At 58.1% G+C, this 16006-nt stretch carries 26 protein-coding genes; 11 read left to right on the plus strand and 15 right to left on the minus strand.

The window, feature by feature from the left end:
* The first annotated feature begins 30 nt into the window (after positions 1-30).
* Genes V6M87_RS05105 through V6M87_RS05120 form a run of 4 tightly spaced genes read left to right on the plus strand, consistent with a single transcriptional unit; the run spans position 31 to position 2181 of the window.
* The gene (locus V6M87_RS05105) at positions 31-684 is read left to right on the plus strand and encodes a hypothetical protein (RefSeq protein ID WP_332848670.1); all 654 of its coding nucleotides are present in this window, start codon (positions 31-33) and stop codon (positions 682-684) included.
* The gene (locus tag V6M87_RS05110; protein ID WP_332848671.1) at positions 681-1682 is read left to right on the plus strand and encodes a hypothetical protein; all 1002 of its coding nucleotides are present in this window, start codon (positions 681-683) and stop codon (positions 1680-1682) included. Before V6M87_RS05105 ends, V6M87_RS05110 begins: the two co-directional genes overlap by 4 nt.
* Positions 1615-1995, plus strand: coding sequence for a hypothetical protein (locus V6M87_RS05115; RefSeq protein ID WP_332848672.1), 381 nt, complete (start codon positions 1615-1617; stop codon positions 1993-1995). The genes V6M87_RS05110 and V6M87_RS05115 overlap by 68 nt, the downstream gene beginning before the upstream one ends.
* Positions 1996-2181 carry a hypothetical protein gene (locus tag V6M87_RS05120; protein WP_332848673.1) on the plus strand — a complete coding sequence of 62 codons (186 nt, stop codon included), beginning with the start codon at positions 1996-1998 and terminating at the stop codon, positions 2179-2181. It abuts the gene before it with no gap.
* Positions 2182-2659: 478 nt separating this feature from the next.
* On the opposite strand, the gene V6M87_RS05125 is transcribed toward V6M87_RS05120, so the two are convergent.
* From V6M87_RS05125 to V6M87_RS05180, 12 genes are all read right to left on the minus strand, one after another.
* Complete coding sequence (locus V6M87_RS05125) at positions 2660-3073, minus strand: BLUF domain-containing protein (protein ID WP_332848674.1); 414 nt, start codon at positions 3071-3073, stop codon at positions 2660-2662.
* A gap of 344 nt (positions 3074-3417) precedes the next feature.
* Positions 3418-3696, minus strand: coding sequence for an excisionase (locus V6M87_RS05130; protein ID WP_332848675.1), 279 nt, complete (start codon positions 3694-3696; stop codon positions 3418-3420).
* 351 nt (positions 3697-4047) lie between these two features.
* Complete coding sequence (locus V6M87_RS05135) at positions 4048-4254, minus strand: helix-turn-helix transcriptional regulator (RefSeq protein WP_332848676.1); 207 nt, start codon at positions 4252-4254, stop codon at positions 4048-4050.
* Positions 4251-4550 (minus strand): hypothetical protein, encoded by a 300-nt coding sequence (locus V6M87_RS05140; RefSeq protein ID WP_332848677.1) that lies wholly within the window; start codon positions 4548-4550, stop codon positions 4251-4253. Before V6M87_RS05140 ends, V6M87_RS05135 begins: the two co-directional genes overlap by 4 nt.
* Positions 4550-4984 carry a hypothetical protein gene (locus V6M87_RS05145; protein WP_332848678.1) on the minus strand — a complete coding sequence of 145 codons (435 nt, stop codon included), beginning with the start codon at positions 4982-4984 and terminating at the stop codon, positions 4550-4552. Before V6M87_RS05145 ends, V6M87_RS05140 begins: the two co-directional genes overlap by 1 nt.
* Positions 4981-5268, minus strand: a complete 288-nt coding sequence (locus V6M87_RS05150; RefSeq protein WP_332848679.1) for a hypothetical protein — start codon at positions 5266-5268, stop codon at positions 4981-4983. Before V6M87_RS05150 ends, V6M87_RS05145 begins: the two co-directional genes overlap by 4 nt.
* The gene (locus V6M87_RS05155) at positions 5265-6578 is read right to left on the minus strand and encodes a hypothetical protein (protein ID WP_332848680.1); all 1314 of its coding nucleotides are present in this window, start codon (positions 6576-6578) and stop codon (positions 5265-5267) included. Before V6M87_RS05155 ends, V6M87_RS05150 begins: the two co-directional genes overlap by 4 nt.
* Complete coding sequence (locus V6M87_RS05160; protein ID WP_332848681.1) at positions 6575-7042, minus strand: hypothetical protein; 468 nt, start codon at positions 7040-7042, stop codon at positions 6575-6577. The genes V6M87_RS05155 and V6M87_RS05160 overlap by 4 nt, the downstream gene beginning before the upstream one ends.
* Positions 7039-7425, minus strand: coding sequence for a hypothetical protein (locus V6M87_RS05165; protein WP_332848682.1), 387 nt, complete (start codon positions 7423-7425; stop codon positions 7039-7041). The genes V6M87_RS05160 and V6M87_RS05165 overlap by 4 nt, the downstream gene beginning before the upstream one ends.
* Positions 7422-7781, minus strand: coding sequence for a hypothetical protein (locus tag V6M87_RS05170; RefSeq protein ID WP_332848683.1), 360 nt, complete (start codon positions 7779-7781; stop codon positions 7422-7424). Before V6M87_RS05170 ends, V6M87_RS05165 begins: the two co-directional genes overlap by 4 nt.
* Positions 7782-7863: 82 nt before the next feature.
* Entirely contained in the window at positions 7864-8634 is a 771-nt protein-coding gene (locus tag V6M87_RS05175; RefSeq protein ID WP_332848684.1) for a hypothetical protein, read from the minus strand.
* On the minus strand, positions 8627-8782 hold the full coding sequence (locus V6M87_RS05180) for an Arc family DNA-binding protein (protein ID WP_332848685.1): 156 nt from the start codon (positions 8780-8782) through the stop codon (positions 8627-8629). The genes V6M87_RS05175 and V6M87_RS05180 overlap by 8 nt, the downstream gene beginning before the upstream one ends.
* An 86-nt stretch (positions 8783-8868) precedes the next feature.
* On the opposite strand from V6M87_RS05180, the gene V6M87_RS05185 reads away from it, so the two are divergent.
* Positions 8869-9333, plus strand: coding sequence for a hypothetical protein (locus tag V6M87_RS05185; protein WP_332848686.1), 465 nt, complete (start codon positions 8869-8871; stop codon positions 9331-9333).
* A 19-nt stretch (positions 9334-9352) separates the two neighbouring features.
* Here the strand turns inward: V6M87_RS05185 and V6M87_RS05190 are convergent, their stop codons facing one another.
* The 3 genes from V6M87_RS05190 to V6M87_RS05200 all read right to left on the minus strand — a co-directional run bounded on the left by V6M87_RS05190 (position 9353) and on the right by V6M87_RS05200 (position 11126).
* A complete protein-coding gene (locus V6M87_RS05190; RefSeq protein WP_332848687.1) occupies positions 9353-9583 on the minus strand; it encodes a BRO-N domain-containing protein in 231 nt (76 codons plus the stop codon).
* A 284-nt stretch (positions 9584-9867) separates the two neighbouring features.
* Positions 9868-10494 (minus strand): hypothetical protein, encoded by a 627-nt coding sequence (locus tag V6M87_RS05195; protein ID WP_332848688.1) that lies wholly within the window; start codon positions 10492-10494, stop codon positions 9868-9870.
* A 17-nt stretch (positions 10495-10511) separates the two neighbouring features.
* Complete coding sequence (locus V6M87_RS05200; protein ID WP_332848689.1) at positions 10512-11126, minus strand: helix-turn-helix domain-containing protein; 615 nt, start codon at positions 11124-11126, stop codon at positions 10512-10514.
* A gap of 96 nt (positions 11127-11222) precedes the next feature.
* Between V6M87_RS05200 and V6M87_RS05205 the strand changes: the two genes are divergently transcribed.
* From V6M87_RS05205 to V6M87_RS05230, 6 genes are all read left to right on the plus strand, one after another.
* Positions 11223-11420, plus strand: coding sequence for a helix-turn-helix domain-containing protein (locus tag V6M87_RS05205; protein WP_332848690.1), 198 nt, complete (start codon positions 11223-11225; stop codon positions 11418-11420).
* 90 nt (positions 11421-11510) lie between these two features.
* Positions 11511-12167, plus strand: a complete 657-nt coding sequence (locus V6M87_RS05210) for a hypothetical protein (protein WP_332848691.1) — start codon at positions 11511-11513, stop codon at positions 12165-12167.
* Entirely contained in the window at positions 12164-12667 is a 504-nt protein-coding gene (locus tag V6M87_RS05215) for a hypothetical protein (RefSeq protein WP_332848692.1), read from the plus strand. The genes V6M87_RS05210 and V6M87_RS05215 overlap by 4 nt, the downstream gene beginning before the upstream one ends.
* Positions 12664-13548 carry a hypothetical protein gene (locus tag V6M87_RS05220; protein WP_332848693.1) on the plus strand — a complete coding sequence of 295 codons (885 nt, stop codon included), beginning with the start codon at positions 12664-12666 and terminating at the stop codon, positions 13546-13548. Before V6M87_RS05215 ends, V6M87_RS05220 begins: the two co-directional genes overlap by 4 nt.
* On the plus strand, positions 13545-14918 hold the full coding sequence (locus V6M87_RS05225; RefSeq protein WP_332848694.1) for a replicative DNA helicase: 1374 nt from the start codon (positions 13545-13547) through the stop codon (positions 14916-14918). The genes V6M87_RS05220 and V6M87_RS05225 overlap by 4 nt, the downstream gene beginning before the upstream one ends.
* Positions 14919-15418: 500 nt before the next feature.
* A complete protein-coding gene (locus V6M87_RS05230) occupies positions 15419-15910 on the plus strand; it encodes a hypothetical protein (protein WP_332848695.1) in 492 nt (163 codons plus the stop codon).
* The last annotated feature ends 96 nt before the right edge of the window (positions 15911-16006 follow it).

Raw genomic sequence — 16006 nt, forward strand, 5'->3', positions numbered from 1 at the left:
GCCGGCGCCGTCGCCAACGAATGGCAGGTTGTGGCGCCGCTGACCACCTCTGCTGGCGTGGCACACCCGCACCTTGCCGCGCGCTTTGCCGTGCGCTACTACAGCGCCATAAAAAAGGCCCGCGTCGACGTCACCATCGAAAACAACTGGGCCTACGAGCCGGGCCCGCAGAACTTCACCTATGACGCCGAGATCCTGGTGGGCGCCAGGTCCGTCTACAACAAAGCCGGCTTGAAACACTTGCACCACGCGCGCTGGCGCAAACTGTTCTGGTGGGGCGACGCGCCGGCCTTGAATGTGCAATCGAACGTGCCTTACTTGATTTCCCCCCGCGCGGTACCGAACTACGACCAGACGGTGATGCCATCCGAGGGTTTGCTGCAGTCGCTGGCGGCCCGGATGAACGGCAAGGGCGGCCCGATGCAAATCGGTCTGGCCGTGGCTTACATGCCGACAACCGGTGGCCGTGATGATATTGGCATTCTGCCGATGTGGTCTCCCGCCTACCTGCTCAGCATGGACAGTCGCGCGCGGGATGCAACGTTGGCGACCGCTGACGGTTCTGGTAGTTTCTCGATGCACTACCGCGACCGCGCCACAGATCGCCCGGTCAGCATCCTGGATCACCCCGCCATGACGCTGCTGGGCGCGAGACGGACACCAACAACCCATATACCGGGGTGAAAGAAGCCTTCCCCGCACTCGTGGTTGACGGTGCCACGCCTTACACGTCGGATACCGCGCACCAGGCTGGATTCGCGTATCTACCGTACCTGCTGACCGGCGATTTCTACTACCTCGAAGAGTTGCAATTCTGGGCAATGTACAACGCACTGATCGACAACCCGGGCTACCGCAAATACGAAAAGGGGCTGTTCCAGAACGACCAATTGCGCGGGCAGGGCTGGAGCATGCGCACGCTGGGTGAAGCGGCCTACATCACGCCGGACAACGACAAATTCAAGGCGCAGTTTCTCGGCTTCCTGAATGCAAACCTTGATTGGTACAACGCCACCTACACAAACGGCACGAATAACAACCTCGGCATGATCACAAATGGCTACGGCATCACTTATCAGAACAATACCGCTGGTGCGCCGTGGCAGGACGACCATTTCACGTCCGCTATCGGGCACGTCGCCGAACTCGGTTTCGCGAAGGCCGGGCCGCTACTGGCATGGAAGGCAAAGTTCCAGATTGGCCGCATGATGGACCCGGCGTTCTGCTGGATCGACGCCGCGCTGTACAACGTGAAAATCCGCGACGGGCTGTACGCGCCTTTTTACGCGACGCTGGGTCAGGTCTATTCAGCCACGGTTGACGCAAGAATTTCCGCGCAGAAGTGCAACACCCCCGAGCAGCTGGCGTTCCGCACGAGTGCCATTGTCGGCAGCGAGTTTGCGTCCACAGTCTTGGGCGATATGGTGGGCAACTCGAACAGCACAGTCGGCTACGCGTCGAACTTCCAGCCGGCGCACGCCCTGACCGTCGATTCTGGCGCGCCGGGCGGCGCCGCCGCATGGAAGAAGTTCATCGGTCGTGCCGTGAAGACCGACTACCGCAACGGTCCGCAGTTCGCCATCCTGCCGCGCGCGGCCGGATCCAAGGCGGCATGTGGCGCCCGTCGCCATCCCGATCGCCGGTGCGCCAACGGTTGCCGGCACCTGGAAGAAAGTCGCTGATGAGGGTCATGGCTTCACCGTCGGCGTCGGCGCCGGCGTCACCGTGCGTTATGGCGCAGGAAACGCCTGGATCTACAAGAAGTTCCCAGGCACTGCGTCCAATGCATGGTTCGGTAAAGATCCAGCCGTCAACGTCGTCAAGACAGTCGAGGCATTCACGCCTGCCGGAACCGCGCCAGTCGCCACCCCTCCTGTGAAGCTGCCGCCGGCCGCCGGCGGCGGAAAGGTCACGACGCCCGGCAACGCCAGGCTGAAAAAAGTGGTTGGCCTGACCCGCACGTTCTTCGATGCCGCGACGTTCACGCCAGTGTAAGTGCTGACCGGGCTGAACCCAAATGCTGCCGGCGCCATCCAAGGCGCGCGCGTCACCGATGCCAGCGGCAACCCGACCGGCAAGAGTCTGTCGCTGCTGGCCGAAAAAGGGTGGATCAATGCGGTCAGTGTGGCAGTCAACGGTGGCAAGCTGGGCCTGCTCGGCGGCGTGCCGCAAACGTCATAGCCCGCTCCCTCTGGTGCGTGCGGCAGCATAAAGAAGCCGCAGTCGTCTTTCGGTGGTGTGCGTTGTTGCGGTTCAACAGCTGGCGTACGCCAGCAGCAACTGGAAATTACAGAATTGCGGAACTCGCTGATAATTGCGGAACTTTTCACGCAGCGCGTTGTACGCTAACTCCTGTGTAAGTCCTTGATTTGATTGGTGCCCGGAACCGGAATCGAATTCACGAATGAAGAAGGCTAGGAAACTGGCCTAAATGGATGCAACCATGGACGCAAAATTCTGTGTGTCATCGGTTCGGTTCAGCATAGCGCCGCCCGCCCTTATGCCTTGCTGGCGAGTCGAGCATGAAATCTCACAACGAAAATATTTTTGGCTTGCAACATTAACCATCCCCCACCAAGGGGGGCGGGCGCGCTTTGCTTCAAATTATTTGCCAATTCTGCGATTTAAATTTTCCCGAAATCGGTGAGCAGACAACCTATCAGCTTGCGAAAAGCTTCAGCAGCGCAACAGCCGGGGTGGCAGCGCCAATCCTGCGATTTGCTTGCGCCGCTTCCAAAACCTCGACTAACTCATCATATTTGTCAGCTTGACGGTCGTTCAAATTGGTCATGTTCATACTCCAGCGTGGGAACGTACGATACTTGGCCGGCTCGTTGTAGAGGACTCGCGAATTTTTGTGTCGGGGGTCGAGTTCGATCTTGTTGTAGAGTTGGTCGAGCGTATCTGCGGGGCCTTCCAAAACTTGTAGGAACCACCCGCCGTTGTAAAACAGACTCCCAGTGACGTCGAGTGGAGCGTTGTTGGTCTTGGCCTTTGCTTGAATTTCGGCCAAATCTGCGGGAGACATCTTACGTGTTGCTTGACTAACGTACACCAGTTGATTGATTGACATATCAGTATTCTTTCTTTGTGGAAACCATTAAACTATAGCCATAAGGCAAAATTTTGTCGAGAAAATAGTTTCCTAAATACGCAAGTGTCTCAAGGAAGTAACACAGGTAGTTTTTATTGAAATTTAACCAATAGGGTGCGAGCCTGAATACATTCCGCTCGCCGCACCTACACTATTGAATGACCGGTGGTTGACGTTTGAGAATTAGATCGAGCCGCGCGCTGACTTCATCTTTCCCACCACGGGACGTTGACATAAGCTGGGCGGCTGCGCGAAGGTGTCGCTCGATGGCGTTCTCGACCGGGTCCGTTGGCTGGCGCTTGTTCACCACTATTTGCCGCCCACTAATCGCACACGTATTCGGCGTGCGGGCGCACCCGCCACGCGCGGCCGATCTTCACCGGCTGCGGATGGATGCGGCCGTCGCGGACCCATGCAATGAGCGTGTTGTAGTGGGGAGGGCGCGAGAACTGGCTGGCGGCCCACTCGTCGAGCGTGATGTAGCGTGGTAACGCCTTCGGACTGCTGGTGGTCGCTGGCGGCTCGGGTGGTTTCGGCTTTGGCTTCGGGGTGCGCCTTGCCCGGGCTGCCGGCGGCATATCGTCGGGATGAAGTTGCTTCACCCATTCTGCGAGCGACTGCTTTGGCTTGGGCGACGTGCTGAATTCGTCAGGTCCATCATGCGGCGGTAGCGGCGTGCGGGGACCGACAATACCCGCCTTCAAGTTGGCGAAATGGTCCGCCGGCGGCAATGGGATCGCCATCTTTTTACACATCGCACGCAGCCTGGTGGCGGTCTCATTGAGTCGGCGAGACAGAGCTCCCATAGGCTCTAGCCATACAGCAGCGTGCAGTTCTTGGCGCTTAAAAATTGGCATGAAGGCTTTCGGTGTTGAGGGCGACGGCGCCGCGGTGGCCGCGTTAGGTTGGGGCGCCAAGACGGCGTAGGAGCCTAGACGGCACCTATCCTAATCTCAAATCGACTCGATCAGCGCCTTAATTTCGTCGACACGCCACACCGTCACGCCCGGCGAAAGTTTGACGCCCGCAGGGTAGCGACCGGCTTTGACGCCGTTCCACCAAGCGCTGCGGCAGACCGGGATTAGTGGCGGGATGCCTGCCTTCTTGTCGCCGATGATCTGGCGGATTCGTAGGAACCCAGTCTCGGGAAGCTTGTTCATTCGATTTCCTTCGTGCTAGTGTTTTGCCGACGCTCCAGCAGCGCCTGCAGCTGCTTGATCTGCGTCCTGTCGATATGGGCGGAGAACTCGGCGACGATGACCTGGCGCCGAGCCTCCTTCAAACTGCACTCCAGTTCGATGATCCGCCAGCGCAGGCTGGCGCCTTCCTCGACAGATGGCCGGATCCAGACGGATGCCGGCGGCTGGGCCCGGCTGTAAATCGTGGGCTCGACCCGGCACGGCGGCGCGGTGGGCGCCAGTCCCGAGCGAAATGCTTGCATGATCGTTCGCATCATCAATTTTTCCTCTCTTCCCAATGCGGTGTTATGCCTGTCTGGCGCTGGCGCTCGATTTCCGCCATCACGATTTCATTGAACCGCGCCGACACCAGGTTTAGCGTTTCCGGTCCGGCCGCGCCGGCACATCTCATCAGGCCGGCCTGCAGTGCTTGAATCATCACTTCGCAGTCCTTCAAGCGCTGAGCATCATTGGTGGACATCGGCGGCTGCACAGCAGCTCGACGCTTGATGTGCAAGCGATCCAGCAGCGTGGCAACCCCGACAAGGACGCCGCCCATGCTGGCGCCAGCGGCGCAGTAGGCGACCAGCCCGGCCACTCCCTGCGACTCAGTGCACGCGAGAATGGCGATCATCGGTGCGCTAACCGCGCTGCCCATGATGAAGCCCTGGCCCGCAGCCCGCATGTTTGCGTACGGCGAAAGCGGGCTCATGCCAGCCGCTCCTCGTCGTAGCACGTTTGCCGCGGGGCGCCCGGTTCGAGCCGATCCAAATCGATCATTGCCACCAAGCTGCTGATGACGTCCATGGCAAAGTGGGCGACGTTCGTAATCCCAGTCGCATAACTGATCGCCTCCAGCTGCTCCAGCACGTCAATGACGTCACGGCAGGTTGGTGGCGCGGCTGCCGCCGTCAAAAGTTCCGGATACAGCGGCAAAAGGGACGGGTGAAGCTGGCCGCGCAGCTGGTGCAGCGCCTGGCTGTTGGCGGCGCTCATGCCTCCACCCCGAAGCCCGCGTGCGGTATCAGCCCATTGATGACGGAACTTGCGAGAGTGCAGGTCTGGCCCAGCACCGAGTCCGCGCCGGCGCCGTCACCGAGCACTTGCAGCCGTGCCAGCACTTCGGCGATGTCATCGACAGGAACCTTCGGCGCCATCGCGGAAAGCTCGACCCACTGCTTTTGATAAGCGACCTCTTTATCCCCGCCAGCGCCAGCCGAGAGAGTGCCCACCACCGCGACGATGCAATCCTCGACCGCTTCGTTGTATTGCCCCGCCTCCTCGATCAGCTCACCCCGCAGCGCGCCGACCAGCACGCGCGCCAGGCCGGCCGGCGTCGTCATCCAGTTATCGAGCGCCGCTGGCAGTGCGTTGATGGCCACTTGCTCATGGACCGCGTCCCACAGGTCGCCTGTCGCACAGCGCAGGTCGCCGGCGGCTTCAACGTGCTGAGGGCTTCCCATTGCTTCGAGCAGATCGCATGCGCGGCGCTGCCTTGTGACCAGCCTGGACATTTTCTCCGCCAACAGGCCGCTGTCGGGCGCGCCTACCTCTGGTGCTGCAGGTGATGCAGGTGATGCATGTGCGGTGGCCAGCCCCCAGGATTGGCTGGCGCTGGTTACCGCTTTAGCGGGGACTGCTGGCGCTGGAACGATCACCGCGTTGTCGCCTACCTCGCCGAGGTTTTCGTTCGCCACGTCACCGATGGAGATCCGGCGCACGCCGCGCGCACGCATTTCGTCGTATGGTTCGGTGAAGTCGAAATACCCGGCCACGAAGCATGAATGCGATTCGTGATCGTCACCTTCGAATTTGACCTTTTCTTTCGTCCAGTAGGCGTCAGTTTCGAATGTCGCGGTCCCCAGGAGCTTTTCCAACATCAGCATTTCGCATTGGCTTGGGAGGTCGCCGCCGGCAGCATTTAAGATCGCAAGCGCCTGTTCGCGGGTTACATCCTCGAGCCTCCCCGGCATCAGCATCAGGTCATAAACGACGCCGGTTTCAATATCGAGCACCGTGCCGGCCTTGCGCTCGCCGACGCGCATGGCTGGCCAGGACACATCGCTCAGCACCAGGCCGTGATTGCGATGCGCGGGGGTGGGCCGCTGGTAGCCGTCCTGCCATTCTGGAAGCGCCTCGATGACCGACATGCACATCGTCGTGACGCCGGTCTTGAACCCTGCGCGCATCCATTCCTGATTTTTGCTGATGTTGTTGCCGCCGTGCTGGTTGTCGATCAGCTCGTGAGCAATCTTGACCAGGCCGCCGGCGGTGATTGGCGCTGCAATTTTCATTTCGTTGTTCATGCTGATTCCTTCTCTGTGCGTTTTGTTGTGCGGCGCGCTGGCGCCGGTGTGGTAGTGGGTGCTGCAACGGCGTGGCGAGACTGGTCGACCTGGCCCGGGCCCACGCCGAAATAGCGTTCGATCCCGGCGCGCAGGCGGTGCTGGTCCTGCAGGTGAAACTGGTCGATGCGGAAGAGCGCCTGCTCGAGCGTCAACCCGAAGAAGCCGAACGGGCTGCGGACGTGCACCGTGACCGGTCCGAACTGGTCCAGGCCGTCATGGACGAGCCAGAACCGGGCGGCCGCCGAGGGCGTGGCGCTGGCGCGGCGGCGACGGATGACGATGTCGCCGGTCCAGTCCAGGCGCTCCATGAGCGTCTCGGCCTTCATCGCGGCGCCGGCGGCATCGACGCCGACCGCCAGGGCCTGGCCGTTCTGGTCGAAGATGTCGAACAGCTGGTCGGCGCCGATGGTGCGCGCGCTCACTTGGCGCCGCCTTTCTGTGCCTTCGCGGCGATGGCCTCCCGGTCGTGCATTTCGATGCGGGTATGCATGTCGCTCTGGACGTCGCTCAAATACTGCAATTCGACAGCGAGGTGCGTGATCAGGGTTCCCAGTGCGCCGACGGTGCGTCCGCCGAGCGGCCAGTCGGCGTTTGAGCCCGCCGAAAACATTGCTGCGCCGATCGCCTCAATACCGTCCAAGATGGTCTGCGTAGCATTGATCGCGTGTGTTTCGATGGCGTCCGCCTTATCGCGCTGTTCTTCGGTCATCTCATCGTGGCGCGCCGTCTGTGCGTTGAAATCTTTTAGCAGATTCGGCAGCTCGTAAGCTGGGCGCTCGATAAATTTGAGTGGCGGCTTTTTCATTTTTTCGTTCCTTTCGACGCAGCTGCTTCTGCTGCGTCAGCGGCGTCGCTGAGGCGGTCGATTTGATCTTCCGCGGCGATGTGCAGTGTTTCGAGCGAGAAGATCAGCAGCCCGACGAGGTAGTCGAGGTCGTTGCCGGACAAGAGTGGTGCGAGGCCGCTGTCAGGCGCCATCGCGTTTCTGCGAACGATGTTCGCGACGGTCATGCCGCCGAGTGCCACCGTTTTCGCGTCAGCGGCCAGACGAGCGTTTGCGTCAGTTGCAACGTTGTTTGAAAGCCACGAAAAAGATTGATGTATTGGCGGCAGGGTTATTGCGCTTGCCTGTTCATTGGTGGTACATTCACGATTCGCCATTTTCTTTCTCCAAAAGGTTGAGGGCGTAAGGGGTCATCCGGTGCGCTAACACCGGGTGGCCTTTGTTCTTTGTGCTGCTGGTTTACTGCAAGATGAGGGTGTGTTGTTGCGGCGGTGCGTGCTGCTGGGTACCAAGCAGTTCGCCGATCTTGGCGACACCGGCCGGGTTGTAGCGGAAGCTCGGCATTTGCTTATCTGAGGTCTGCGACTTGTCCATCATGAATTCGCCGTACTGCGCGATCTTCAGCCCGTGAGCGTTGGCTATTTTGCCGACGGCATTTTTGGTGATGCCGTAGAGTTTTCCAACTTCGGTTGCCGAGATCATCTTCTCAATCGTTGGCAGCGGCATTACCTCTTCGCCAGCCCCCTGGTTGACGAGCTTGGCAAAAATTGTTTGCTGAGCAGGTAAGCCAAGGCCGGGAAAACGAGCGCACAGCAATTCGGCAGTTTTCGTGTTTTCCTTGATGGCACGTGCGCGGCGCGCAGCCGACAGCGCCGGATCGACGCCAACATGGCGTGGTGCTGGCGCTGGAAGTGCACCAGATTCCAGCGCGGCCAGGCGGTCATAGACCTTCGTCTGGACGACGAGCGATTCGCTCATCACCATCAGCTCGCACTCGCGTTTCGGCAGGTAGTAGCACGGATAAGTGCGACCGCGGCTGTCTTTGTAATCTCCTAAAAATTTAGGAGATTGAATCCCTGGGTGCTTCTCGATCTTCGCCATGAAATTGTCGTGGCGGAGTTCGGCGCTGCCGGGCTCGCGGTCTTCGTTGATTACGTCGACCAGCTCGACGCTGGACATCGTGGGGGCTTCGGCGGCGAGGAGCAGCTCGTGTTTGACTCGATCATTCATTTGATTTCAACTCCTTCTTCAAACTTTCTTCCAGGCGCATCACCAACTCACTGTTGAGGCTGCGATGGTTATTTCTGGCCTGCTCAGTCAGCTGCTTTTTCAGCTCTTCCGGCATGCGGATCCCAAATGGGGCTATCGAACGAGTCATTGATTTATCTCCATGACTACATCGTGAAGCTATGGTTACACGGTGTAGCTATCGCGTCAAGAAATTTTTGATTACACTGTGTAGCTATGGCTACCAACAAAACTATTCGCCCTCCTACCGGGCACATCGCGCCGTTTGGACTTCGCCTCCAGCCGGATTTGAAAGCACAAGCCGAGCAGTCGGCAGCGCGCGCCGGACGCAGCCTGAATTCTGAAATTGTTCATGTACTGTCGGATCACTACCAGCGCCAAGCGATAAGCGATCGGCTGGTGGATTCGGAGCTCGGCTATCTTGGAGAAAATCCCAGCGCCGAATATGAATCCTCGTCCTCGCCGGAGCTGCCTGAGCTCAGGCTTACCCTTGACGCGGGCGATGAGCCTATCTGCTGGGATGAAATTCATGAGTACATCCGCGCAATTCGTAAGACTATGAACGTCAATGACGTTCGGCTCTCGATAACCGTGAACGCTGGCGCGCACGTTTCGAGCAATGAGCGCGAGTCGCAGACGGATACCCTTGCAAAAAAATTGCGAAGCAAGAAATTGCGCTGACCTTTGCAGAACATCCGGCTCAGCCAGCACGCGCAGTTTTTTGCACGCCACCGGCGGTTTGAAGGGGGCGCAAGATTTGCACCCCCTTGCAGTGACTGCGCATTGCCGTCGTAGAGTCGACGTAAGCCAGCGCGTCGCAGGCGTCTTTGCCGACTAACAGGGGTTCGCCGAGTTCGTCGATGACTACGCGAACCTGATGCTTGTCGAAGTTGAAGATAGTTGGAGCGGTGGTGCGGAGCGGTGCGTTCATCACATTTTCCTAAGCAGCGTCATCGAATGGCTCAATAATAGGTAAATCTATTAAGTGTGTCAATAGGTTTATCTATAATTTTGCCTGCATGGCTAAACTCTCCGATGCAGCGCTGGTTTAGGCTCATCGGAGTGGATGGATAGCTACATGATTGCTGAGACTGGAAAGTGTGTTAAGTGCGGCTAGCTGCCACATGACACAGAGAGGCCGCTTGACGTATGCCCCGGCCTGCTAAACGTGTTTTTTAACCCGCCAGGCGTACCCGTCAAGCCGCTAGACGTATATCATTTCTTGCGCAGCCATCCCGCGATGGTCCGCTGCGCGTTCTGCTCGGTGAGCACTGCACCTAGTTTTCGGCCGTGATCTATGACTGCATCTTTCAGCTCATGAGCTGCTCTGTTGGCCGAAGGCCATGCACCGGCCGCGTATTTTGCCCTGGTCCAGCTTTCAAGTTCCCGAAGTGGAGCCAGTTTTTTCGCCGCACCGGCTTTGCCAATTTTAGAAGCGTGCGCTTTGATCGCGCATGGGGCGCACATACCATCGAACAATTCTATTTTTGTCATGGATACCAGTACCCCGACAAGCCAGTTGCCGAGGCATAACGCGTCGATAATTTCAGTTTCATCTCTATTTCCTGAAATTATAAGATGCTGGAAATATGCCATCTCAAGGAAGCGTTCGGCATACTCCTTATTATCCAAATCGCGTAAGTCTGATCTAGATTCTTTCTCAAACCTTTTCAAAAATTTTTTCTGGACCTGTTCATCTCGAACATCTACATTTATTCGAAGGCCTGCTTGTATAAGCTTCTCTTGATACCATTCGGCCTGTGCGTCAAGGGTCTTTAGTCTTCGCTCCCTCTCAAATCTAGATGATATCGGCCACGATCGACCATCTCTACGCTTCGTCATCGGTATAAATCCCTTGTTTATCTTGGTATAATTGCAAATATTTTAGACTCACGGATAATTTCTGTACTAGGCAAAGTGAGTGAGTCCGCAGTTCTATTCAGTGGGTCATAGCACGTTTCCGAGTCTCTAATAAATCTAAGTCGAAAAATCCCGGCTCTGCCGTCCTTTAATTCCGAATAAACAATGTCGCCTGCCAAAGTTTTTGCATTAGGATTTATAATTAAGGTATCGCCGGAAAGTATTCTATCGCCAAATCCATCGCCTTTTATTTTTAAGAAATATGACTGATCGGGCAAGCCGAGGCCAGGAAATTCCGCGCTGATATTTTCTTGCATAATTTCAATCCAGCCGCTTACCGACGCTTGCACCACTTGTGTAAGAGGTGCTCCGGTGACCTCTGAACGTGCCCCGTCATAAGAGTCGTCTAAAGTAGGCGCCCCACGTCCCGTCTCCAACCACAATGGGCGCACCTTCAGCGCTGTAGCGATGCTGGCGATACGAGCAGTGCCCTTCGACTTGTCATTCTCAAGATCGCTAAGGGTTGCCTGTGTCAGTCCAACTTTCTGTGCGAGCTCGCTCTGCGATAGGCGTTGCGCTCTTCTTGACTCTTTGATGCGTTGTCCAATAGACATGTATTTCCCCCAAATAGGTTTATATAGGTATTCTTATATAGATCTTAATAGATTTACCTATTGACGCGCAACATAGATATACCTATAATTTTTCACATGGATATCCAACACATCGTGAAGTCGCTCATCGACAGCGGCATGACCCAATCGGAAATTGCACATGAAGTGCAGTGCAGCCAACCGACGATTTCTGGCATCGCCACTGGCCAGGTTGGCAAGACGAGGCCTTCTTACAAGGTTGTCACTGGCCTGAAGAGGTTGGCGGAGAGCCGGCAGATCCTTTGCCGATTATGAAGGCCGAGGCGCACTAAAACTATCGCATGCTTGGCGACCAGAACAGGTCGTCTGCGCAGGCCCCTTTACGCCCAAATTTTGGAGAGCACCATGCAAGAGATCGTAAATTACTTAATGACAGAGCGTCCGAAGTGCACTCGCTCAGTGTTTTTCGCTATGCGCCTGGGCGTACGCAGGCTGCACGCGAAACTCGAACAGGATTACGCGCAGATTCGCAGCCTGGGCCGGAAAAAAGCGATCCTTGCCTCTGGCGCGTCGCCGTTCAACCAAGACCGTATTGCCAAAATCGACAGTGAAATAGCTGATGTACGGGTGCACAGTACTGCGCTGCGCGATGTGCTGCGGGATGCAGGAAAAGTCTTGATCCAAGTGGGCGACCAGATCGACTCAGAGACGACGCTTGAACAGCGCTTCGAACTGATGAACTGCAACGTCGCAGACCGCCCGACCATCGACGACGAGCACAGCGGCATGGTCTACCTGATGGGCGTGTACTGCGTCGAGGACTCTGCCCAGCATCGCTGCGACCAGTTCAACGACCGTCCGCTGCACGCTGCAGTCAATGCGCACATCCACCACCAAATGTTCAGCACTCCGGAGGGGCGCAAGGTTGCCGACGAAATCTTTGACGAAATGTTGGCGCCTGGTGGCCTTCTCGAAAAAGTATCCACTTATACCCGGAGCAGCGATGGCCCGATGCATCGCAATCCTCCGCGGCTGGTCTGCGTGGAAGGCGGTGCCGCATGAAAAACCGCAACAAACGCAAGTTCGCGCGACAGTCTCAAATACCAGCCAAAACGGTATTTGGCACAAACGCCATGGCGGCCATGTACGCGCCAGTCGACCCGGACCGCTTCCTGGCGATGACGCAGGTGTTCAACGAGGGCGCCCTGGTGCCGATCAAGCCTCGCCCAGGCAAGGGCTGGCACCTGACCGATATTCCAATCAACCGCGCCATGATGGCGGTCTGCGGCGCCTGCAAAGAAGCGAACCTGCCTGACGGCGAATTCGAGGCCATCGTGACGCGCCTTATGCTGACAGCGCATATCGTTCAAGCCCGGCACATGTTCGGACACTACATTCGCAGCAGTGCCGATGGACTTTCTACCGAGCTGGGCGGCCCGTTGCTGAAGGCTGCCGCTGTGGCCAAAATCGAACTACATGGAGAGCATGACCGGTTCGACCTCGCTGATGTTCTTTTACATGCGCAACGCTTCGAATCCATCGAAGAGGCGGCGGGAAAATGAAGCGGCCGTCGTTCCAGTTTTACCCTGCCGACTTTCGCAATAATTCGAAGCTCCGCCGCTGCTCGCCGGCCGCCCGCGGCGCGTGGGTCGACATCATGTGCGTGCTGCACGATTCCGATGAATACGGTGTCTGCCGCTGGCCGCTGGTCGAGCTGGCGCAATCGGCCGGCGTGCCGATCAAGCTGGCGCGCGAGTTGTCGGCCAAGGACGTGCTCAAGGGCGCCGACCAGGCCGCGCTCGACTACGTATTCACCCCTCGACACGCGAACAAAGACGGCGATCCTGTCACCTTGGTAGTGGCTGGTGATGGTCCATGTTGGTACTGCAGCCGCTTCGTGCGGGACGAATACGTACGGCAGCGTCGTGGCCAAAGTACCCGATATACAAGCGACAATCAGCCACCAAAGCATGCACCTGATGGCGTACCAATGTCCTCACCAATGCCCCCCTTTGGTGAGCCGCAGGGTGACGGCGCTTCATCTCCATCTTCATCTACATCTAAAAGCAAAGGTCAACTGCCTATGTCGTCTGGCGACGACGTGCGGGAGTGCCCATACGGCACGTTGGCAAACCTGTACCACGACCTAATGCCACTGAACCCCAAGATGAAAGTGCTGAACGCTGCCCGCAAGAGCGCCATGAAGGCACGGTGGAACGAAGCAGCCAAGCTCGACTGCGAGCCGTTCGGCTACACCACGCAAGCCGCCGGTCTAGAGGCCTGGCGCCAGTTCTTCGCCGTTTGCTCCGAGTCCAAGTTCCTGACCGGCCTGGCGCCAGCTGCGCCCGGTAAGCCCGCCTTCGTGGCCGACATCGATTTTCTGTTCTCACCGAGCGGTTTCGCCAAGACGCTCGAAAACAAATACCACCGGGATGCACCATGACCGAAGCACCAACCGAAACACAAACGATGTCCATGCGCGCCGAACAGGCCGTGCTGGGTGGGCTCATCATCAGCAACGACGCCATGGACCGCATCGTCGATCTGGACGCTGGCCACTTCCAGCACCAGGATCACAAGCTGATCTTTAGCGAGATGCGTCGGCAGATCCTGGCGAATCAGACGGCGGATGCAATCACCGTTGCTGCGGCCCTGGGCTCGAAAGTCCCCGACTGCCTGCGGTACATCACCCAACTGCGTAGTTCGGCTGTCAGCGCGGTCAACATCCGGCGCCATGCCGACATGGTCATCGAGAAAGCGACAAAACGCGCGCTGCTGGCTTTGAGCATCGAGATGGGGGAGTTGGCAGGGTCGCCCCAGTCGGCGGCTTCCTGTGTCGATCTGGTGGCGTCCAAGCTCGATCTGCTGGCCCAGGCAAAGGTAACGCAGGAGCCCGAGCGAATCGAGGACATGATGGCCGACTATATCGCCGTTCTCGAGGCGCGCATGAGCGGCGCCATCAAGCCAGTGCGCACCGGCTATACCGACCTGGATGCGAAGCTCGACGGCGGGCTGGAGCGCGGCACGCTGACCGTGTTGGCGGCGCGCCCGGGCATGGGAAAGACCGCGTTCGGGCTGGGGGTCGCGCGCAACGCGTCATACGAGGGCGTGGGCATGTTTTTCTCGATGGAGATGTCGCGCATGCAGGTGGCCGACCGCAACACGTCGGCGATCGGCAAGATCCCGCTGAAGTGGCTGCGCAAGCCTACCGAATCCGACGGCGATGTTGTGCACTGGACGGCAATCACACACGCGATCGCCAAGACGCGTGAAATGAACCTGATCATCGATTCGCAGACCGGCCTGAACACGATCGAGATTCGCGCAAAGGCTCGCAAGGTGAAGCGCCAGGCTGGCGCGCTCGACGTCATTGTCATCGACCAGTTGAGCTTCATCACCGGCGGCCGCTCGGACAAATCGTATGAGGCAGTCGGCGAGCACACCCGCGCGCTGGTGGCGCTGGCCAAGGAGCTGGACTGCGCCGTCATCCTGCTGTGCCAGCTGAACCGCGAGTGCGAGAAGCGGCCCAATAAGCGCCCGATCATGGCCGACCTGGCGATGTCTGGATCGATCGAGCAGGACGCCGCCAACATCCTGTTCCTGTATCGCGACGAGGTCTACAACCCCGATACATCGGACCGCGGTATGTGCGAAGTCAACTGCGAGAAGCTGCGCCAAGGCGAGCCAGGGCCGGTGGCGCTCGCGTATATCGGCAACCAGACGCGCTTCGAGGATTTGGGGCATCGGTGGCAGCCGCACCAGGCCGAGAAGAAGGAACTGCCGCCGCGCCGCGGATTCGGAGTGCGGCCATGAAATCGCCAGTAAAACGTGTTTCGTGCGGCGCGAAAGTGGCGGTGACCTCCAAACGCAGCCCGTACCTACGACATCTGCAAATGATTAGTGATCATCGGTATGAGGCATGGCGACCATCACCGAGGCCCAGTCAAATGCTTGCATCGCGAGGCCTCGAGAACCTCGAATCGGGGGTGTCGAGCATACCGTCGAATAGGTGGTTAAGGTCTGAGGCCTGCAATGAAAATTCGACCAATTCGCTCAGCCTCCTCGAGCGGTCCATAGAGGTCGTTCGAGTAAAGATGGCTCTCCGAAATGAACAATGGAGGCTTGTTAGTTGTAAGGGCATCGCCCTCGAAGACCTTTGCGCAAGCCTCAACAACATCGCGGCGCCTTGTGTCCGCGTGGCGGAGAAATTTCGCGGTTACCCTCATTAAATATTTTCCATCGAGGAACCACGTATCACGGGTTATTCCATGTATGGAATTCATGTCTTAGCCAAGCTGTTCTGATTGTTTAGTATGCGCCGCCGTTTCTTGTTCTCGACGACTGTTGCGGAAATATTACAGAGAATTTTTGTGAGGGATTTTATGATCGAATACATCAACAAACGAATGATCGACTGGGCCACCTGGTGCAAGCGGCGCGACGACGGCGGCCTGGGCTACCCCGGCAAATCGAACTACTGCAGCCTGGTCCAGACGCATGGCGACCGCGCGGCCGGGCCCATCACCGAGTCGGCGCCGGCCATGGAAATCGAGGGCATCATCATCGCCATTCGTGCCAAGGCACCAGCCCAGTACGCGGTCGCCAACTGGTTCTACCTGAAGGGTTCGCACACCGTGAAGCGCATCGCGCAGGAACTGGGCTGCGGCGAAACGACGGCTTATACGCGGCTGCACGCGCTGCACCTAGCTGTCATGGACGCGCTGAACGAGATCGATATCGCGGCGCAGGATCGGGCATACGAAAATCGTGTTGCGGCTGAGGCGAAATCAAAATTAAGAGCTTGACGTAACCGGACCATATTGGTTATATTGTGCTACGCTTTTCCATTCGTACGGAAGAATAAAAACCCGCTCTGCAATGAGGCGGGTTTTTGCGTTCTG

It is taken from the genome of Massilia sp. S19_KUP03_FR1, assembly GCF_036688685.1.
Taxonomy (GTDB): domain Bacteria; phylum Pseudomonadota; class Gammaproteobacteria; order Burkholderiales; family Burkholderiaceae_D; genus JALYUM01.

Bases quoted from the DNA above. Each gene is read 5' to 3' on its own strand.
- V6M87_RS05195 (WP_332848688.1), bottom strand. From the start codon at position 10,494: ATGACGAAGCGTAGAGATGGTCGATCGTGGCCGATATCATCTAGATTT.
- V6M87_RS05215 (WP_332848692.1), top strand. From the start codon at position 12,164: ATGAAAAACCGCAACAAACGCAAGTTCGCGCGACAGTCTCAAATACCA.
- V6M87_RS05190 (WP_332848687.1), bottom strand. From the start codon at position 9,583: ATGAACGCACCGCTCCGCACCACCGCTCCAACTATCTTCAACTTCGAC.
- V6M87_RS05205 (WP_332848690.1), top strand. From the start codon at position 11,223: ATGGATATCCAACACATCGTGAAGTCGCTCATCGACAGCGGCATGACC.
- V6M87_RS05230 (WP_332848695.1), top strand. From the start codon at position 15,419: ATGCGCCGCCGTTTCTTGTTCTCGACGACTGTTGCGGAAATATTACAG.
- V6M87_RS05200 (WP_332848689.1), bottom strand. From the start codon at position 11,126: ATGTCTATTGGACAACGCATCAAAGAGTCAAGAAGAGCGCAACGCCTA.
- V6M87_RS05165 (WP_332848682.1), bottom strand. From the start codon at position 7,425: ATGAAAAAGCCGCCACTCAAATTTATCGAGCGCCCAGCTTACGAGCTG.
- V6M87_RS05125 (WP_332848674.1), bottom strand. From the start codon at position 3,073: ATGTCAATCAATCAACTGGTGTACGTTAGTCAAGCAACACGTAAGATG.
- V6M87_RS05170 (WP_332848683.1), bottom strand. From the start codon at position 7,781: ATGGCGAATCGTGAATGTACCACCAATGAACAGGCAAGCGCAATAACC.
- V6M87_RS05185 (WP_332848686.1), top strand. From the start codon at position 8,869: ATGGCTACCAACAAAACTATTCGCCCTCCTACCGGGCACATCGCGCCG.
- V6M87_RS05155 (WP_332848680.1), bottom strand. From the start codon at position 6,578: ATGAACAACGAAATGAAAATTGCAGCGCCAATCACCGCCGGCGGCCTG.
- V6M87_RS05135 (WP_332848676.1), bottom strand. From the start codon at position 4,254: ATGAACAAGCTTCCCGAGACTGGGTTCCTACGAATCCGCCAGATCATC.
- V6M87_RS05150 (WP_332848679.1), bottom strand. From the start codon at position 5,268: ATGAGCGCCGCCAACAGCCAGGCGCTGCACCAGCTGCGCGGCCAGCTT.
- V6M87_RS05140 (WP_332848677.1), bottom strand. From the start codon at position 4,550: ATGATGCGAACGATCATGCAAGCATTTCGCTCGGGACTGGCGCCCACC.
- V6M87_RS05180 (WP_332848685.1), bottom strand. From the start codon at position 8,782: ATGACTCGTTCGATAGCCCCATTTGGGATCCGCATGCCGGAAGAGCTG.
- V6M87_RS05220 (WP_332848693.1), top strand. From the start codon at position 12,664: ATGAAGCGGCCGTCGTTCCAGTTTTACCCTGCCGACTTTCGCAATAAT.
- V6M87_RS05225 (WP_332848694.1), top strand. From the start codon at position 13,545: ATGACCGAAGCACCAACCGAAACACAAACGATGTCCATGCGCGCCGAA.
- V6M87_RS05175 (WP_332848684.1), bottom strand. From the start codon at position 8,634: ATGAATGATCGAGTCAAACACGAGCTGCTCCTCGCCGCCGAAGCCCCC.
- V6M87_RS05145 (WP_332848678.1), bottom strand. From the start codon at position 4,984: ATGAGCCCGCTTTCGCCGTACGCAAACATGCGGGCTGCGGGCCAGGGC.
- V6M87_RS05210 (WP_332848691.1), top strand. From the start codon at position 11,511: ATGCAAGAGATCGTAAATTACTTAATGACAGAGCGTCCGAAGTGCACT.